The organism is Streptomyces sp. NPDC086080 (genome assembly GCF_044540255.1).
GTDB lineage: Bacteria > Actinomycetota > Actinomycetes > Streptomycetales > Streptomycetaceae > Streptomyces.
In genome coordinates this window covers 124,934-139,802 of the sequence record NZ_JBITRU010000001.1, presented here as the reverse complement: position 1 = coordinate 139,802, position 14,869 = coordinate 124,934, and the positions used below count along the sequence as shown (strand labels likewise).

The window sequence follows — 14,869 nt, the reverse complement described above, 5'->3', positions numbered from 1 at the left end:
GGGGATCAGGAGCGTGCCGGGATGATCCGGGTGGGCTGGGCCGACCCGGAGTGAGCCGGGGTGAGCCCGTGGTACTGGGGGATCCCGGAGTGAGCCGGACACTCCGGTCAGTCCGGTGCGACGCCCGTCCGGACCGCCAGCACCGCGAGCCGCACCCGGTTGGGGGCGCCGGTCTTCGCCATGAGTCCGGAGACATGCGTCTTGACGGTGGTCACGCCGATGTGCAGCCGCTCGGCGATCTCGCCGTTGGACAGTCCGGCTCCGACGAGGGACAGCACGTCGCGCTCGCGCTGCGTGAGACCGGCGGGCGGGTCGGTCCGCCGCTCGCCCTCCGCCCCGCCTTCGCGTTCGCCGCCCCGCGTCCGTACGGCCTGCCCGACCAGACGGCGCAGCACGGACGTGCTGAACGGGTCGTCCCCGCGGGCGGCCCGCCGAATGCCGTCCAGCAGCTCGGCCGGTGCGGCGTCCTTGACGAGGAAGCCGCACGCGCCGGCGGCCAGCACGGGATAGAGGTGGTCGTCGTCGTCGAAGGTGGTCAGCGCGACGACACGGGTGGCGGGGCGGGCGGCGAGGATCCGGCCGGTCGCGGCGATGCCGTCGACGCCGGGCATGCGCAGATCCATGAGGATCACGTCGGGCAGCAGCTCCTCGGCGAGGCTCACCGCCTGCCGCCCGTTCTCGGCCTCGCCGACGACCTGCACGTCGGGGGCGGCCTCGCACAGCATCCGCAGTCCGGCACGGACCAGCCGCTGATCGTCGACGAGGAGGACGCGGATCACGGGCGGCCTCCGTTCCGGTCCTGGTGTTCCGGCCGCGCACCGCCAAGGCGCTCGGCGTCCGGGCGCTCGGCGTCCGGTCCCACCGGCCCGGCCGGCAGTGTGACCGAGAGCCGCCAGCCGCCGTCGTCCGGTCCTGCCCGCATCGACCCGCCGAGCAGGGCGACCCGCTCCCGCATGCCCACCAGGCCGAGTCCCGGCCCGGACGCGGCGAGCACCTTCCGGTCGCCGCCGGGCGCGGCGCCACGGTCAAGGATGCGCAGACGGACAGCGCCCGCCTCCGTCATCCCGACCGTCACGCGGGCGCGTGCCGACGGACCGGCGTGCTTGGCGACGTTGGCCAGTCCCTCCTGGACCAGCCGCAGGACGGCGAGGCCGCGCACAGCGTCGAGGTGCCCGATCCCCGGATCCGTCGACTCCTCGACGTCGAGGCCGATCCGCCGACCGTGTTCGATCACCGCGTGCAGTGCGGCGGGCAGCCCGTCGGGGGCCACCAGTGTCGCCGCGGCGTCGTCCTGGAGGACCTGCGCCGGATCGCGCAGAACGGTCACCAGGCGGCGCAGGTCGGTCAGGGCGGTGGTACCGGTGACGTGCAGGTCGTCGAGGACTTCGGTCACCCGCTCGTCCGCGACCGGCAGCACGTGCCGGGCGACTCCCACCCGCAGCACCATGGAGGAGACGTGATGGGCCACCAGGTCGTGCAGTTCCCGTGCGATCGCGGTGCGCTCGGCGACCCGCGCTGCACGCGTCCGCAGCTCCTGGGCACGTGTCTCCTCCTCCGCGTGCTTCTGCGCGTGCCAGGCGGCCTGGCGGGTGGCCCGTACGTAGCCACCCAGCAGCACCGGACCGCCCACCGTCACCACCACCCTGTAGAGCAGGGAGGGCAGCTCCGCGGGCATGGCCTCGAACGTGTGGATGGTGTACACCCCGGTCAGCGCCGCGGCGCCGATCGCCGCCCTCGGCCACGGCCGACGGATCGCCAGTTCCAGCAGGGACAGGACGGCGATGTACTTCACCAGGGCCGCCGGACCGTGCGCATAGCTTCCGTACGCGTCCGCCGCGAGCAGCAGGGCCGCCTGGCAGAGCGCGGTGCCCAGCGGCCTGACGGCGCCGAACAGGCCGATCACCACCGCCGCGAGCCCGAAGCCCCAGGCGGTCGGTGACGACCGGCTGCCGGTCTGCAGCAGCAGGAGATCCCCCACGACGACCAGGAGCAGGACGATGAGGCGGGCTGTGGTGTTCGGCTTGTCAAGGAGCCGGTACGGCCATGAGGACGGCACGTCGTCATCCTCGCACGGGGCATCGGCACCGCTCCGCCCACCCGGGCGGCGGTCCGGCCCGGGCGGGGGCGCCGACAAGCGCCGGGTCGCGCACCCCACCCCGGGCCCGCCGACGCCGAGGCACCGCACCCCGCACGGTGCCCAGGTTGCCGACCAGGCCGCGTGGGGCGTGGAAATCGGTTGTCCACAGGCCCCCACGCCCCCGCCTCCGGCCAGTAATCTCGGCGTTCATGGAGCAGAGGCATCTCGGCCGTACCGGCCTGCGTGTGTCCCGGATCGGGCTGGGGACGCTGACCTGGGGTCGGGACACCGACGAGCACGACGCGGCGGATCTCCTGAAGACGTTCTGGGAAGCGGGCGGGACGCTCGTCGACACCGCCGACGTGTACGGCGACGGAGAGGCCGAGTACCTGCTCGGCAGGCTCATGGAAGGGCTCGTGCCACGCCGTGACCTCGTGATCTCGACGAAGGCCGGCAGCGTGCCCGACCCAGACCGCCGGTTCGACGGCTCACGGGGCCATCTGCTCGCGGCCCTGGACGCCTCGCTCGCCCGGCTCGGCACCGACTACGTCGACGTGTGGCACGTCCACGCCTACGACCCCACCACCCCGCTGGAGGAGACGCTCCAGGCGCTCGACATCGCCGTCGGCAGCGGCCGGGCGCGCTATGCCGGCGTGTCCAACTTCTGCGGCTGGCAGCTCGCCAAGGCGGCGACCTGGCAGCTGGCCGCCCCGGCGGCCCGGACCCGGCTCGCCTGTACGCAGATGGAGTACTCGTTGCTCCAGCGCGGCGTGGAGCGTGAGGTACTGCCCGCCGCGCTGGATCTCGGGATCGGGCTGCTGCCGTCCTCACCGCTCGGGAGGGGCGTGCTGAGCGGCAAGTACCGGGGCGACGCCACCCCTCAGGACTCCCGGGGCGCCTCGGACCATCTCGCGCCGTTCGTCGCCCCGTACCTCGACAACACGGCGAGCAGGATCGTGGACGCCGTGACCACGGCGGCGGACGGACTCGCGGTGACCGCGCTGCAGGTGGCCCTCGCCTGGGTCCGGGACCGGCCCGGTGTGACCGCCCCCATCGTCGGCGCGCGCAACGCACAGCAGCTCACGGCGGCGTTGTCAGTGGAGGCCCTTAGTCTTCCTGACGAGATCTGCCGGGCGCTGGACGATGTGTCGGCGCCCGTGCACCGCTACCCCGATCACGACTGGAGCACGCTGTGAGCACGGAGCCGCCCGAGACGCCGGAGGACGGCGAGCCCGCCGGAGGGGACACCGCACCCGCCGAGGGCACGCCGGTCTCCGAGGCCGAGGCCGAGGCCGAGCTGGCCGCGCAGCGCCTGGAGCGGGAGCGGATCGAGCAGCGGAAGGCGGAGCGGCAGGGCCCGATCGAGGCCGGCGCCAAGCTGAGCGGTACGGCCGCCGATCTGCTGGCCGCCGTGCGGGCCGTGGAGAGCGGGGAGAAGCCGGCCGCCACGGTGTTCGAGGAGGCCCGGCCCACGCCCCGGCGGCCGGCTCCCGAGCCGGTGCGCCCGGCACCGGCCGTGGTGGCTCCCGCCGCCGGGGCCGTGGAGGAGGTGCGGGCAGTGCTGGCCCAGGGGGGTGTCCCGGACTGGCTTGCCGTGCGGGCCGCCGCCGAGTTCGGGGAAGGGGGCGCCGACCTGCTGCGGTCCGATCCCTGGCAGTTGCTGCGGATCGCCGGGGTACGGCCCGGGCAGGCCGACGGGTTCGCGCGGGCGCTGCTCGGTGACGAGGCGGGGCCCGGTGACGGGCGGCGGGGCCGAGCGGTCGCGGTGTGGCTGCTGGAGCAGGCGGCGTTGGCCGGGCACACCGTGCTCGAGCCGGCCGCGCTGGCCGACGCGCTGGGGCGGCAGGGAGTGCCGGAGCCCGAGGGAGCCGTGCAGGACGCCATCGCGGAGGGGGACGTTCTCGTCTTCCAGGACGCCGTCGGCGAAGCCGGGGAGGACGAGGAGCAGCCGGTCCGGGTGCTCGTGGGTCTTGAGCGGTACGCGATGGCCGAGGAGAGCCTCGCCGACGGTCTGGCCCGGCTGGTCAGCTCCGTGACCGAGCGGGAGGAGTGGGAGCGCGCGGCCGCCACCGCGGAGGGTTCCGCCGGTGAGCTGATCCGCGCGGTCGCCGGGCACGCTCTGGTGCTGCACACCGGCGGAGCGGCCTCGTCGGCCGAACCGGCGGCGCTGCTGAACGCGGCACACGGCCTGGGCCTGCGGGTCTGGGCCGCCACGCACGGTCCGGTCGGCCGTGCGCGGTTCGCGGCGCTGCTCGACGGACCCGGCGTCGCCACGGTCGCCGGGCTGCTGTCCGGTGCCGAGGGGCCCGGCCGGGACGCCGACGGTGCGCTGGACGTCGATCTGCTGGTGGTGCTCGACGCACCGCAGCTGGACGTCGAGACCGCCGCGCTGGTGACGGAGTCGCTGCCGGACGGGGCCCGGCTGGTGCTGGCCGGTGACCCCGGGGTGCTGTGGTCGGTGGGGCCCGGGCGGGTGTTCGCGGATCTGCTGGCGGCGCGGGTCTGCCCGCAGATCGCCTCCCGGCGGCCGGATCCCGGGCCGCTGGGCGAGCTGGTCTCCGGGATCGGCGTCGGTGAGCTGCACCAGGTGGCGGCGCCCGGCAAGGAGGTCGTGATCGTGCCGGTCCGGGACGCGGGAGAGGCCGTGCACCGGACCGTGCAGCTGGTGGTGGACTCGGTGCCGCGCGCCATCGGGGTGCCGGCCGAGGAGACGCAGGTGATCACCCCGGGGCACGGCGGCGCGGTGGGGACGCGTGCGCTGAACGCGGCGCTGAAGGAGCGGCTGAATCCGGGGCCGGGGCGTTTCGGGGGCTTCGACCCGGGCGACCGGATCGCCTACTCCCCCGCCACGGGGCGTACGCTGCCGGGCCGCGTGGTGACGGCCGACGACGCGGGGCTGCACCTGGAGTGCGTCGGCGAGGAGATCGTCGTCCCGAGGGAGCGGGTGGAGTCGTCCGTACGGCACGGATGGGCGCTGACCGCGCACCAGGCGGTGGGCTGCCGGTGGCCCGCGGTGGTCGTGGTGCTGCCCGGCGACGCCGCGCAGGCGCTGAGCCGGCCCTGGGTGTACACGGCGTTCGGCCGGGCCGAACGGCATCTGTCGGTGGTCCACGGGGTGGAGCAGGCGCTGCCGCGCGCCGTGGCCGAGGTGACGGCGAAACCGCGGACGACGCGGTTGCCGGTGCTGCTGGCGCCGCAGGTCCCGGCGGGCGCGGGCGGCTGAGGCCGCGGCCTCGGACCGTGACGGGGGCGGCACCTGAGGTGCCGCCCCCGTCACGGTGAGTGACCTCGGTCAGCGGTCCGCGTCGAGTGGTTCCAGGTCCTCGTCGAGATCCGGGACCGGATCGTCCTCCGGTCCGTCGTCGAAGACGGCGCTGACGTCGAAGCGGCAGACCACCCGTTGCGCATCCGCCTCGTCGAACGGGGCCTCCAGCCATTCGCCGGGTTCCGCCGGTTCGTCCGATACCGTCACCCAGAGCGTGGAATCGCCCTCCTCCAGGCCGAACTCCTTGTGCCGGGAGGCGATCTCGTCCGGTTCGAACTCGCCGAACAGCAGGCCGAGAGCGCCGTGGACGGTGCCGGAGGCCCCCGAACCCTCGTCGTCCGCCGCCTCGATCCGCTGGGCGTGCGCGAGCAGCCGCTGCGGTTCGGCGACGGCGTAGTCACGGCGGATCAGCACACTGAGCGCGCTCGGCTCCTCGGGGCCGGTGTACGGGGGCGCGTCCTCGGCGCTGGGGATCTCGAAGGGTGTGACCTCGTCGTAGCGGTCGTAGAGCAGCTCGTCGTACGCCTCCGCGGCCGCGGCCAGTTGGTTGAACGCCTCGTAGACGGCCGGGTCGTCCTCCCCGGACCGGCTTTCGACCGCGGCCAGGTGGCGGTCGAGCGCGGTCTTCACCGCCTCGGCGGCGGCGCGTACCTCGGCAGCGGTGGGCTGCGCAGCATCAGACATAGTGCAGACGCTATCCGTACCAGGGCCCGGACCGCACAATAGATGCGATGCCGGAATACGAATTTGCCGACGTGTACGTGCCGCGCGGGGTCTCCCGCAAGGAAACGGCACGTCTGCTGACGGACCACGCAGAGTACGGTCACTGGGAGTTGTACCGCCTGACGCTGATGCGTGACGGCAGCCGCAGGGTGCGGCTGCGGCGGCGGATCATCCGCCAGGTGCGCGCCACCTGGTGAGCTCGCCTCTCCCGGCCGGAATCACACAACGGAGCGGGCCCCGCGGTCGCGGGGCCCGCTCCGTGTGTCCGATGTCACGCGGCGCCACGGGCCTTGCGGTAGAGGACCGCGCCGGCGAGCAGGGCTCCCGCACCGACCGGGAGGACCAGCCCCATGGGCATCTCGCTGCCGGTCCTGGCCAGCTGTGCGTCGGCCCGGGGCGGGGTCACGGGGTGGGCGTCGGGCCGGTTGCCGTCCGGGGAACCCGGCGGGGTCCGGTCGCCGGGGCCGTCCGGCTCGTCGCCGGGGTGGTCCGGCTGCCCGGGGTCACCCGGATCACCGGGGTCACCCGGGTCGCCTGGGTCACCCGGATCACCGGGGTCACCGGGCACGTCCGGCGTCTGGTGGCCGGAGCCACCGTTCGCACAGCCGTTGCCCTCGGCCGCGTTGCCGGCGCCCAGGACGTCGACGCTGTTACCGCAGACGTTCACCGGGATGTGCACCGGGGCCTGGATCTGGTTGCCGGAGCCCACGCCGGGCGAGTCGCCCGTACGCGCGTCGGCGCCCGAACCGCCGTGGTGGGCGGAGCCGCCGTGGCCGTCCGAGGCGGAGGCGCCGCCCTCGTTGGCGCAGGAGTTGCCCACGGACGGGTTGAGGACGCCGATGACGTCGACCGTGTTGCCGCAGACATTGACCGGAACGTGCACCGGTGCCTGCACCGTGTTGCCCGAGAGCACGCCGGGCGATCCGGTGGCCGCGCCGGTCGCGCCGGAGTCGGCGTGGGCGGCCGCCCCGCCCGCGGCGAGCATTCCCGTGGCGGCCGCCATCGTCATCAGGCCCTTGCGGGTGACCTGTCGCATTCTGAATTCCCTGCCTTCGACCTGGTACCGGGAAATGGCGTCACGCTCGGATTCCCGGTCTTCCGACGTTTCCGAAGACCGGTCGGCCCCGGGGCGCATGGCGCGCGCTCCGGGGCCGACGGCTCGAGCCCTCAGCGGGCATGCCCTAGAGGGCGAGGCGCAACGTCACGCGTTGACGCAGGTGTTGCCGAAGGCGGGGTTCAGCAGACCGATCACGGAGATCGTGTTGCCGCAGACGTTCACGGGGATGTGGATCGGGGCCTGCACGACGTTGCCGGAAAGGACACCCGGGGAGTGCACGGCGGCACCCTGGGCGCCCGAGTCGGCGGCGGCCATGCCCGCGCCCGCGAGAACCAGACCACCCGTGGCAGCGGCGACGGCGACGACCTTCTTGAGCATTGTTCCTCCTAGTTGGCAAGGCGATCCAAAGTCGCGGATCACATCACGGGTAACGAGGAGGAAGTAATGAGGCTACGAGCTTATCGTCGCATTCACTCTTCCCGGTCAACTCTGCACGCCTGCCCGATTATTGGGTTCATCGGGTTACCGGCTCACGACGCGTCCAGGAAACGGTCGAGCACCCGCACACCGAACTTCAGGCCGTCCACCGGCACCCGCTCGTCGACCCCGTGGAACATGCCCGCGAAGTCGAGCTCCGGGGGAAGCCTCAGCGGCGCGAAGCCGAAGCAGCGGATGCCGAGGTCGTCGAAGGACTTGGCGTCGGTACCACCGGAGAGCATGTACGGCACCGCCCGCGCGATCGGGTCCTCGGCGCTCAGCGCGGTCTGCATGGCGTCGACGAGGCGGCCGTCGAAGTCGGTCTCCAGCGCCTTGTCGGAGTGCACGTCCTCGCGCTGCACGCGTGGGCCGAGGATCCGGTCGAGGTCGGCGAGGAACTCCTCCTCGTAGCCGGGCAGGAAGCGCCCGTCGACATGCGCGGTGGCCCGGCCGGGGATGACGTTGACCTTGTAGCCGGCGCCGAGCTGGGTGGGCGCCGCCGAGTTGCGCAGCGTGGTGCCGATCATGCGGGCGATGCCGCCGAGCTTGGCGAGGGTTTCCTCCATGTTCTCCGGGTCGAGCTCGGTGCCGAGCGCGTCGGAGAGCTCGTCCAGGAAGGCCCGCACGGTCTTGGTGACCCTGACCGGCCACGTGTGCCGGCCGAGGCGGGCCACGGCCTCGCACAGTTCGGTGATCGCGTTGTCGTCGTTGGTCATCGAGCCGTGCCCGGCCGTGCCGTCGACGGTGAGCCGCATCCAGTGCATGCCCTTCTCGGCGGTCTCGACGAGGTAGAGGCGCAGCTTCTCGTTGACGGTGAAGGAGAAACCGCCGACCTCGCCGATCGCCTCGGTGACGCCCTCGAACAGCTCGGGATGCTCGCGCACCAGGTGCTTGGCGCCGTATGTGCCACCCGCCTCCTCGTCCGCGAGGAAGGCGAGGACGATGTCGCGCGGCGGCCTGCGTCCGCTGCGCAGCCGGTCGCGGACGACCGCGAGGGTCATGGCGTCCATGTCTTTCATGTCGACGGCCCCGCGTCCCCACACGCATCCGTCGGCGATCTCGCCGGAGAAGGGGTGGTGGGTCCAGTCGTCCGCGTCGGCCGGTACGACGTCGGTGTGGCCGTGGATCAGCAGCGCGGGCCGGGACGGGTCCTCGCCCTGGATCCGGGCAACCGTGGAGGCGCGCCCCGGGTGCGACTCGAAGATCTTCGGCTCGAGTCCCACCTCGGCGAGCTTCTCGGCGACGTACTCGGCCGCCTTGCGCTCTCCGGGGCCCGAGTGGTCGCCGTAGTTGCTGGTGTCGATCCGGATCAGCTCGCGGCAGAGGTCCACGACCTCGTCCTCACCGGTGACGCTCCTGGCCGTGTCCGTCTCGCTCACGTGCTGCCTCCCGCTGCTGGTGTCCCTGCGGTTTCCCGCCGGTGGGTCCTCCTCCTCATCCTCCCTCCCCCGCGGGCCACGCCCCAAGACCCGGCCCGGCCCGTCACACGCCGTTCACGCGACGGTGCGGCCGGGCGTGGGGTGATCGGCCACCCCTGAACACCTGGTAATGTTTACGTCGTCGCCGCGGGGGGAAACCCGCGCGACAGACACCTTGTCCGGGTGGCGGAATGGCAGACGCGCTAGCTTGAGGTGCTAGTGCCCTTTATCGGGCGTGGGGGTTCAAGTCCCCCCTCGGACACCACATCGCTTGGCGATACGCATACGAGGGCCTCGACCGTACGGTCGCGGCCCTCGTGACGTTTTCGTAACGGATGGTGATGCCGAGGGCTTCGTAGAGCGGGCCTTTGTCGGCGGGGTCGGCGTCCCGGATACGTTGCGCGACGCCGATGCGCCCGACGCGCTCCCGCCCGTCAAGAGCGCTCAGGCCAAAGTGGAGGGCGGCCCTACCTGCTGCGCGGCCTGATCCGCTGCGGTGTGTGCGGGCGCAAGATGCAGCACGCCACCATCCGCGACACCGTCTACTACCGCTGCGAGTACAAGGTCGACGACGCCCTCCACCACCCCGGGCTCGACCACCCCCCCGCACCGTCTACCTGCGCGAAGACCCCCACACCACCGCACTCGACCCCTGGATCGCCCGCGCCTTCGAACCCTGGCGCATCACAGCCACCCTCCACGCCCTCACCCAGGTAGCCCAGGACTGGCCGCCGCGGCAGACGCCGTCACTCCCGAAAACGCACCTGGCCCGCCGGCAGATCACCGACGGCGACAAACGCCTCGCCCACTACCAGCGCACCCTCGACGCCGGAGCCGACCCCAAAGCGGAGCCGCCCAAATGTCCCGGACATCCGGGCCTGCGCTCCGTCAGCCCAACCCCCGCCTCACTCGCCGAGACGTCCGGGGGAACGCGGGCGAGGCAGGTCCCGGAGGATGCTGCCGACTGTGCGCAAGCGGGCAGACCGCCGCCCGGGTCCTGCCGAGAAGGGCCCGTGATGGCGGGCCGCTCGTAGTCGGCCATCCGGCGGCGGACTTCACCAGCTTGATCGCTTCGGCACCGCAATCCGCCACTCCCTCGCGGCGCTAGGGTCATGCAGCGTGAGCGAGTACCAGTACTACGCATTCCAGGCCCTCGACCGCCCACTGACCCGGGAGGAACGCGAGCAGCTGCGGGCCGTCTCCAGCCGGGCGAGGATCACCGCCACCAGCTTCACCAACACCTACAACTGGGGTGACCTGAGCGGCAGTCCACGCCGTATGACCGAGCTGTACTTCGACGCGCATCTGTACGTCACCAACTGGGGCACCCACCGCCTGATGCTCCGTCTCCCCAAAAGGGCCATGCCTCTCGACACTGCTCAGCGCTACTGCCTGGATCATCACGTCGAGGCCTGGACCACTCGCACCCATCTGCTGCTCGACCTGACCAGCGAGGACGAGGGCGGCGACTGGGTGGAAGGAGCCGACGACGCGCTCGCCGCTCTCATCGGCGTACGCGACGAACTCGTCGTCGGCGACCTGCGCCCCCTTTACCTGGCCTGGCTCTCCGCGCTCACCGCCTGGGAACTGGAGGACGACGACGAAGAGGAGTACCGGAACTGCCCCGAACCACCCGTCCCCGCCGGCCTCGCCGAACTCAGCGCACCTCAGCAGGCGCTCGCGGACTACCTGCGCGTCGACCCCGATCTCCTCGCCGCCGCGGCCCAGGTCAGTCCGGCTGTCCCCTCGAAACCCGCGAAACCGACGAAGCGGGAACTCGCCCCGCTGATCACAGCACTTCCCAAGCGGGAGAAGGACGCCTTCCTCCTCAGACTCGCACTCGGCCCCGAGCCGCATCTGCGAACCGAGCTGCTGCACCACCTCCGCGGCCCGGCCTCCCCCTCCACCGCTCCAGGACTCCGGTCAGCCGCCCAACTCCTCGACGCCGCCCACGCCCGCCGCGCCGAGCGCCGGCAGCACACCGAACGCCGACGCACCGAAGCCCGGGACCAGCATCTGACCGCCCTCGCACGTGAGGCGGAATCCCACTGGAAGCAGGTGCACGAGCACATCGGCACCAAGAAGACCAGCGCCTACGACACCGCCGTCACCCTCCTCACCGAACTCCGCGACGCCTACACGCACACGGGCCAGGAGGCCGACTTCCGCACACGCCTGACCCACCTGCGCGACAACTACCGGCGCCGCCCCGCTCTCATGGAACGCCTCGACCACTGCGGCCTCCGGTGACCCAAACCCACGGTGAGTCGCCCGGGACGCGGCGCACTCCCAGCGGCTGCCACGAGCATGGAGGGGGTCTGGTCCGAGTTGGCAAGGGGCCTGGACGGACACGGCCGGCTGGAGGAGACGGCGTCCGGTGGCTCCGGAAGTGTGGCCGACCCCCTGGGAGCGGGTACCACCGGGCGGTACGGGGACGGCCTCGACGTGACGGCGAGCCTGCCACGCCGGCAGAGCGACGGGTGTACGTACCGCTCTTCACCATCACGCAGCGGCTCACCGACGGTGCACGCAGGACCGCCGTGCCGTCGCCCTCAACCGGGCGGGGCGGCCAGCCGCCAGCCCTCTTCAAGCAACTGGTCGACTGCCTCCAAGGCGAGTCGTAGCCTGGTCGAGCGGTCGCCGCGCACCTTCTGCCAGGGCACGCTGCGACCGGACAGCACCTTGCGGAACCGCTCGGTCATCCAGAGCCGCAACTCCTCTCCGTCGCGCAGGCCGTCATCGTGGAACGGCACATCCTCATGGTCGGTGAGCAGATACAGCGCCTTGGGCGGCATGGCGTCGGCGAGCACGTGCACCGCCTTGGTGGTGCGGCCGACGTAACGCTCCTGCCAGACGGTGGTGGCCAGCGCGTCGGTGTCGCACACCAGCACAGGCCCGCCGGTTCGGGCCGCGCGTTCCTCCGCGGCCGATTGGCGGGCGGCGACGGCCTCGAAGTCGGCGTCGCTCCACTCCAGGTCGAAAACCGTGGGCTCCCGAAGGCCGCTGCGGGCGGCCAGCGCGCGGGCCACCGCGAGCTTGGCAACGGTCAACTCGCGCCCGTACTCGGGAACCCACTGGGTGAGCGAATGCGGACCGCCACGGGTACGAAGTGCCTCCGCCAGGTCGCGGGACAGCGTGGTGGTACCGGTGGACTCGGCGCCCAGCACCACCACCCGCCGGGCGAACCAGGCCCGCACCGGCGGCTCCAGCGTTTCCCAGCGGGCCACCGGGTCGCTGCGGACCGCGGTGGCGGAGACCGCGAAAGTTTCTCGGGCAGCGTCCAGGCGGACGTCCGCCGCGCTGAACCGGCGCGCCAGTTCGGCCCCATACGGCTCTGAGGTGAACACCGCGTCCACCGGGACGTCCGCATGCGCTCCGGCGGCCACCGCCTCACGCATCAGGGCGACTTGCCCTGCCCACACGCTGTCGCTGCCGTAGTCCACCGGGAGGTTGTCGACGACGCCGGCGATGGCCACCTGGAGGCGGTCCGCGTATGCCTCGCGCAGCCAGCCGACCCGTTCGGCCAACGGTATCGACTCAACGTCGGCTGCCATCACCACGACCGTGACGCGACGGCAGCTGTCCGCTGCGGTGCGCACCAGAAAATGGTGACCTGCGTGAGGAGGGTAGAACTTGCCGATGACCAGCCCGTGGTCGAAGACGGCCGTCATGAACGCACCAGGGCCGCTGCGGCGGTCGACCGGTCGGCGACCAGCTCCCGGCGCCAGCTGCGCAGTCCGAGCAGGCACATCGTCAGGAAGAGCACGTAGACGATGCCGGTCAGGTAGAGCGCCTTGACGAAGTACAGCGGGATGTAGACCAGGTCCGCTGCGATCCAGAAGTACCAGGTCTCGTAGGACTTGGTGTTGAGAAGCCACTGGGCGGCCAGCGACAGCACGGTGGTGAGGGCGTCCCAGAACGGTGCGCTGTCCTGGGCGCGGGTCAACACCACAGTCAGACCCCAGGTCGCGGGCACGGCGAGCAGCAGCAGAACGACGATGGTGCGTGCGGATGCATGGCCCATCTTGCGGGCGGAGCGGCGCTCACCGCCGTGCAGCCAGCTCCACCAGCCGACGGCGGCCAGCATCAGGTACACAACCTGCAGCGTGGCGTCGGCATACAGTTGGGCGTTCCAGAACAGAACCAGGAAGAACAAGTTGTTGGCGATACCGACGGGAAAGTTGGCGATCCTAGCCCTGACGGTCAGCCAGACACACACCGCACCTGTGGCGAAGCCGAGCAACTCCGCCCAGGTCACCGCATCATGACCGAAGTCGAACAGTACGGTGTTCAGGGGCGCAACTATATCGCCCAGGATGTGACTGACGGCCATACAGACCCCTTCACCCAGAAAACGTCAACATGACGATAAACCGCGGGGCCTTCGCGTGCCAAGCCCATTCCGACAGATCCACTCAGCACCTGGAACTTCTTCGGCCGCCTGGCGAAGTGCCGAACGAGGCCCGGACAGCAGCCAGCCGTTCACTTGCCGGCCGACCCTTCAGCACGGCCCACTCACCTACCGCCTGCCACCGACCCGCAGGACTCGCCGCACAGGTCACCCGCCAGGAGGCCGCCGGACGCCTCGCCGACCAGGACGACACCTGGCGCGACGCCGCGCGAGCGCTCGCCGCCCGGCTGGACAAGGCCCACGCAGCCGAGTAGGCGGCCCCGCACCTGGCCCGCGTCAAGGCCGCCCAGAAATGGCTCAAGGCCACCCACGACGAGATCCGCGCCAACCGGCAACCGGATGCGGCCCATCGCCGAGGGCGCCCAGCACATCTGGTCCAACCTGTGCCAGAGCAACGTCCCCCTCGGCCCGGTCCGCCTGAGCGGCTCCGCAACCCAGCGCAAGGTCGCCTTCGATATCACCGTCGACGACATCGACGCCCCTGCCCTCGGCGTGATGAGTCAGGGAGAACTGCATGCCCTCGCCCTGTCCCTCTTCCTCCCGCGCACCTTCCTGCCGGAGAACCCCTTCCGGTTCCTCGTCATCGACGACCCAGTGCAGTCCATGGACCCCGCCAAGGTGGACGGCCTCGCCCGCGTCCTCGCCCCTCCTCCCCGAACACGGCCCTTCTTCCGCCCAGTCGGCGGCCCACGCGCCGGCGAACGTGGACCGATTCAGATTCCAGGCAGAAGGGCAGCGCGCACCTGCGCGTCACGCAGCAGGGCGAGGGCTTCGAACTGGTCCACGAAGATGTCGTCGGCACCGGGGGCGATCGCCTGGTGGAACATGGCGTGGACGACGTCGGCAGTCGGCTGTTCCCAGATGGTGGCCGCGCAGTCCGCGGCATCCTCCTGGTCACCTCTATCCACGGCGATTCGCCATTCCCTCAGGAGCAAAGGGGTGATCCGGTAGGCGTTGAGACGTCCTCGGACGAGGACGCCCCGGTTGAGACCGAAAACCTTGATCGTCTCTTTGCCCCTGTTCGTGAGGTCCATGTACACACCGGTGGCGAGCGAGAGATGCAGGTGCGCCGCCGGGTCCTCACTGCTCGGATCGATGAGGAGAGGTGAGCCGTCAGCGGCCATCGGGAAGACATCACGCTTCAGGTGGCTGTTGCACAGGGAGCACGCCAGGAGGTGGTTGCTCCAGTCGAAGGTCCGTAACGGATTCTCACGGACGGGCTCGAAGTGATCGATGTCCGTGCCCTGGTTGTCTCCGCAGTACATGCAGCGTTCCAGGCCGGGCGCCATCTCCGCCAGGGCTGTGCGCAGGGCCGGGTGTACATGTCTCCGTACAGTCGTGTGCTTCCATAACTGCTTGGCCCGCTGCCGTGGGACGAGGGCCTGCCTGATGTCGTCCGTGTGACCGGACATTGCCGTCAGGGTCTGCTGCGGGAGGGCCC

General features: G+C 71.5%; 15 protein-coding genes and 1 tRNA gene. 7 read left to right on the top strand and 9 right to left on the bottom strand.

What is annotated here, in order from left to right; genetic code table 11:
• Positions 1 to 107 precede the first annotated feature (107 nt).
• Both ACIF9R_RS00690 and ACIF9R_RS00685 read right to left on the bottom strand, forming a co-directional pair.
• Entirely contained in the window at positions 108 to 779 is a 672-nt protein-coding gene (locus ACIF9R_RS00690; protein ID WP_399972333.1) for a response regulator, read from the bottom strand.
• Positions 776 to 2,056, bottom strand: coding sequence for a sensor histidine kinase (locus ACIF9R_RS00685; protein ID WP_399972330.1), 1,281 nt, complete (start codon positions 2,054 to 2,056; stop codon positions 776 to 778). The genes ACIF9R_RS00690 and ACIF9R_RS00685 overlap by 4 nt, the downstream gene beginning before the upstream one ends.
• Before the next feature lie 230 nt (positions 2,057 to 2,286).
• Between ACIF9R_RS00685 and ACIF9R_RS00680 the strand changes: the two genes are divergently transcribed.
• A complete protein-coding gene (locus tag ACIF9R_RS00680) occupies positions 2,287 to 3,273 on the top strand; it encodes an aldo/keto reductase (protein WP_399972328.1) in 987 nt (328 codons plus the stop codon).
• Positions 3,270 to 5,300 carry a helix-hairpin-helix domain-containing protein gene (locus ACIF9R_RS00675; RefSeq protein ID WP_399972325.1) on the top strand — a complete coding sequence of 677 codons (2,031 nt, stop codon included), beginning with the start codon at positions 3,270 to 3,272 and terminating at the stop codon, positions 5,298 to 5,300. The genes ACIF9R_RS00680 and ACIF9R_RS00675 overlap by 4 nt, the downstream gene beginning before the upstream one ends.
• A gap of 69 nt (positions 5,301 to 5,369) precedes the next feature.
• On the opposite strand, the gene ACIF9R_RS00670 is transcribed toward ACIF9R_RS00675, so the two are convergent.
• Positions 5,370 to 6,026, bottom strand: coding sequence for a hypothetical protein (locus ACIF9R_RS00670; RefSeq protein WP_399972323.1), 657 nt, complete (start codon positions 6,024 to 6,026; stop codon positions 5,370 to 5,372).
• Positions 6,027 to 6,073: 47 nt separating this feature from the next.
• Between ACIF9R_RS00670 and ACIF9R_RS00665 the strand changes: the two genes are divergently transcribed.
• A complete protein-coding gene (locus ACIF9R_RS00665) occupies positions 6,074 to 6,262 on the top strand; it encodes a DUF5703 family protein (protein WP_030225438.1) in 189 nt (62 codons plus the stop codon).
• 74 nt (positions 6,263 to 6,336) lie between these two features.
• Here ACIF9R_RS00665 and ACIF9R_RS00660 read toward each other — a convergent pair whose 3' ends face one another.
• From ACIF9R_RS00660 to ACIF9R_RS00650, 3 genes are all read right to left on the bottom strand, one after another.
• A complete protein-coding gene (locus ACIF9R_RS00660; protein ID WP_399972320.1) occupies positions 6,337 to 7,101 on the bottom strand; it encodes a chaplin in 765 nt (254 codons plus the stop codon).
• 165 nt (positions 7,102 to 7,266) lie between these two features.
• The gene (gene chpH / locus ACIF9R_RS00655; protein ID WP_398369068.1) at positions 7,267 to 7,500 is read right to left on the bottom strand and encodes a chaplin ChpH; all 234 of its coding nucleotides are present in this window, start codon (positions 7,498 to 7,500) and stop codon (positions 7,267 to 7,269) included.
• Between the two features lie 152 nt (positions 7,501 to 7,652).
• Positions 7,653 to 8,978 carry a M20/M25/M40 family metallo-hydrolase gene (locus tag ACIF9R_RS00650; protein WP_399972317.1) on the bottom strand — a complete coding sequence of 442 codons (1,326 nt, stop codon included), beginning with the start codon at positions 8,976 to 8,978 and terminating at the stop codon, positions 7,653 to 7,655.
• Between the two features lie 216 nt (positions 8,979 to 9,194).
• Here ACIF9R_RS00650 and ACIF9R_RS00645 point away from each other — a divergent pair.
• From ACIF9R_RS00645 to ACIF9R_RS00635, 3 genes are all read left to right on the top strand, one after another.
• A tRNA-Leu gene (locus tag ACIF9R_RS00645) sits at positions 9,195 to 9,282 on the top strand.
• 206 nt (positions 9,283 to 9,488) lie between these two features.
• A complete protein-coding gene (locus ACIF9R_RS00640) occupies positions 9,489 to 9,734 on the top strand; it encodes a recombinase zinc beta ribbon domain-containing protein (RefSeq protein WP_399973011.1) in 246 nt (81 codons plus the stop codon).
• A gap of 402 nt (positions 9,735 to 10,136) precedes the next feature.
• Positions 10,137 to 11,267 carry a hypothetical protein gene (locus ACIF9R_RS00635; protein WP_399972314.1) on the top strand — a complete coding sequence of 377 codons (1,131 nt, stop codon included), beginning with the start codon at positions 10,137 to 10,139 and terminating at the stop codon, positions 11,265 to 11,267.
• Between the two features lie 302 nt (positions 11,268 to 11,569).
• On the opposite strand, the gene ACIF9R_RS00630 is transcribed toward ACIF9R_RS00635, so the two are convergent.
• Together ACIF9R_RS00630 and pnuC are read right to left on the bottom strand one after the other, a co-directional pair.
• Positions 11,570 to 12,688, bottom strand: a complete 1,119-nt coding sequence (locus ACIF9R_RS00630) for an AAA family ATPase (RefSeq protein WP_399972311.1) — start codon at positions 12,686 to 12,688, stop codon at positions 11,570 to 11,572.
• Entirely contained in the window at positions 12,685 to 13,350 is a 666-nt protein-coding gene (pnuC, locus tag ACIF9R_RS00625; RefSeq protein WP_399972308.1) for a nicotinamide riboside transporter PnuC, read from the bottom strand. The genes ACIF9R_RS00630 and pnuC overlap by 4 nt, the downstream gene beginning before the upstream one ends.
• Positions 13,351 to 13,466: 116 nt before the next feature.
• Here pnuC and ACIF9R_RS00620 point away from each other — a divergent pair, with 116 nt between their 5' ends.
• The gene (locus ACIF9R_RS00620; protein WP_399972305.1) at positions 13,467 to 13,682 is read left to right on the top strand and encodes a hypothetical protein; all 216 of its coding nucleotides are present in this window, start codon (positions 13,467 to 13,469) and stop codon (positions 13,680 to 13,682) included.
• 459 nt (positions 13,683 to 14,141) lie between these two features.
• On the opposite strand, the gene ACIF9R_RS00615 is transcribed toward ACIF9R_RS00620, so the two are convergent.
• The gene (locus tag ACIF9R_RS00615; RefSeq protein WP_399972302.1) at positions 14,142 to 14,840 is read right to left on the bottom strand and encodes an HNH endonuclease; all 699 of its coding nucleotides are present in this window, start codon (positions 14,838 to 14,840) and stop codon (positions 14,142 to 14,144) included.
• Positions 14,841 to 14,869: the final 29 nt, after the last annotated feature.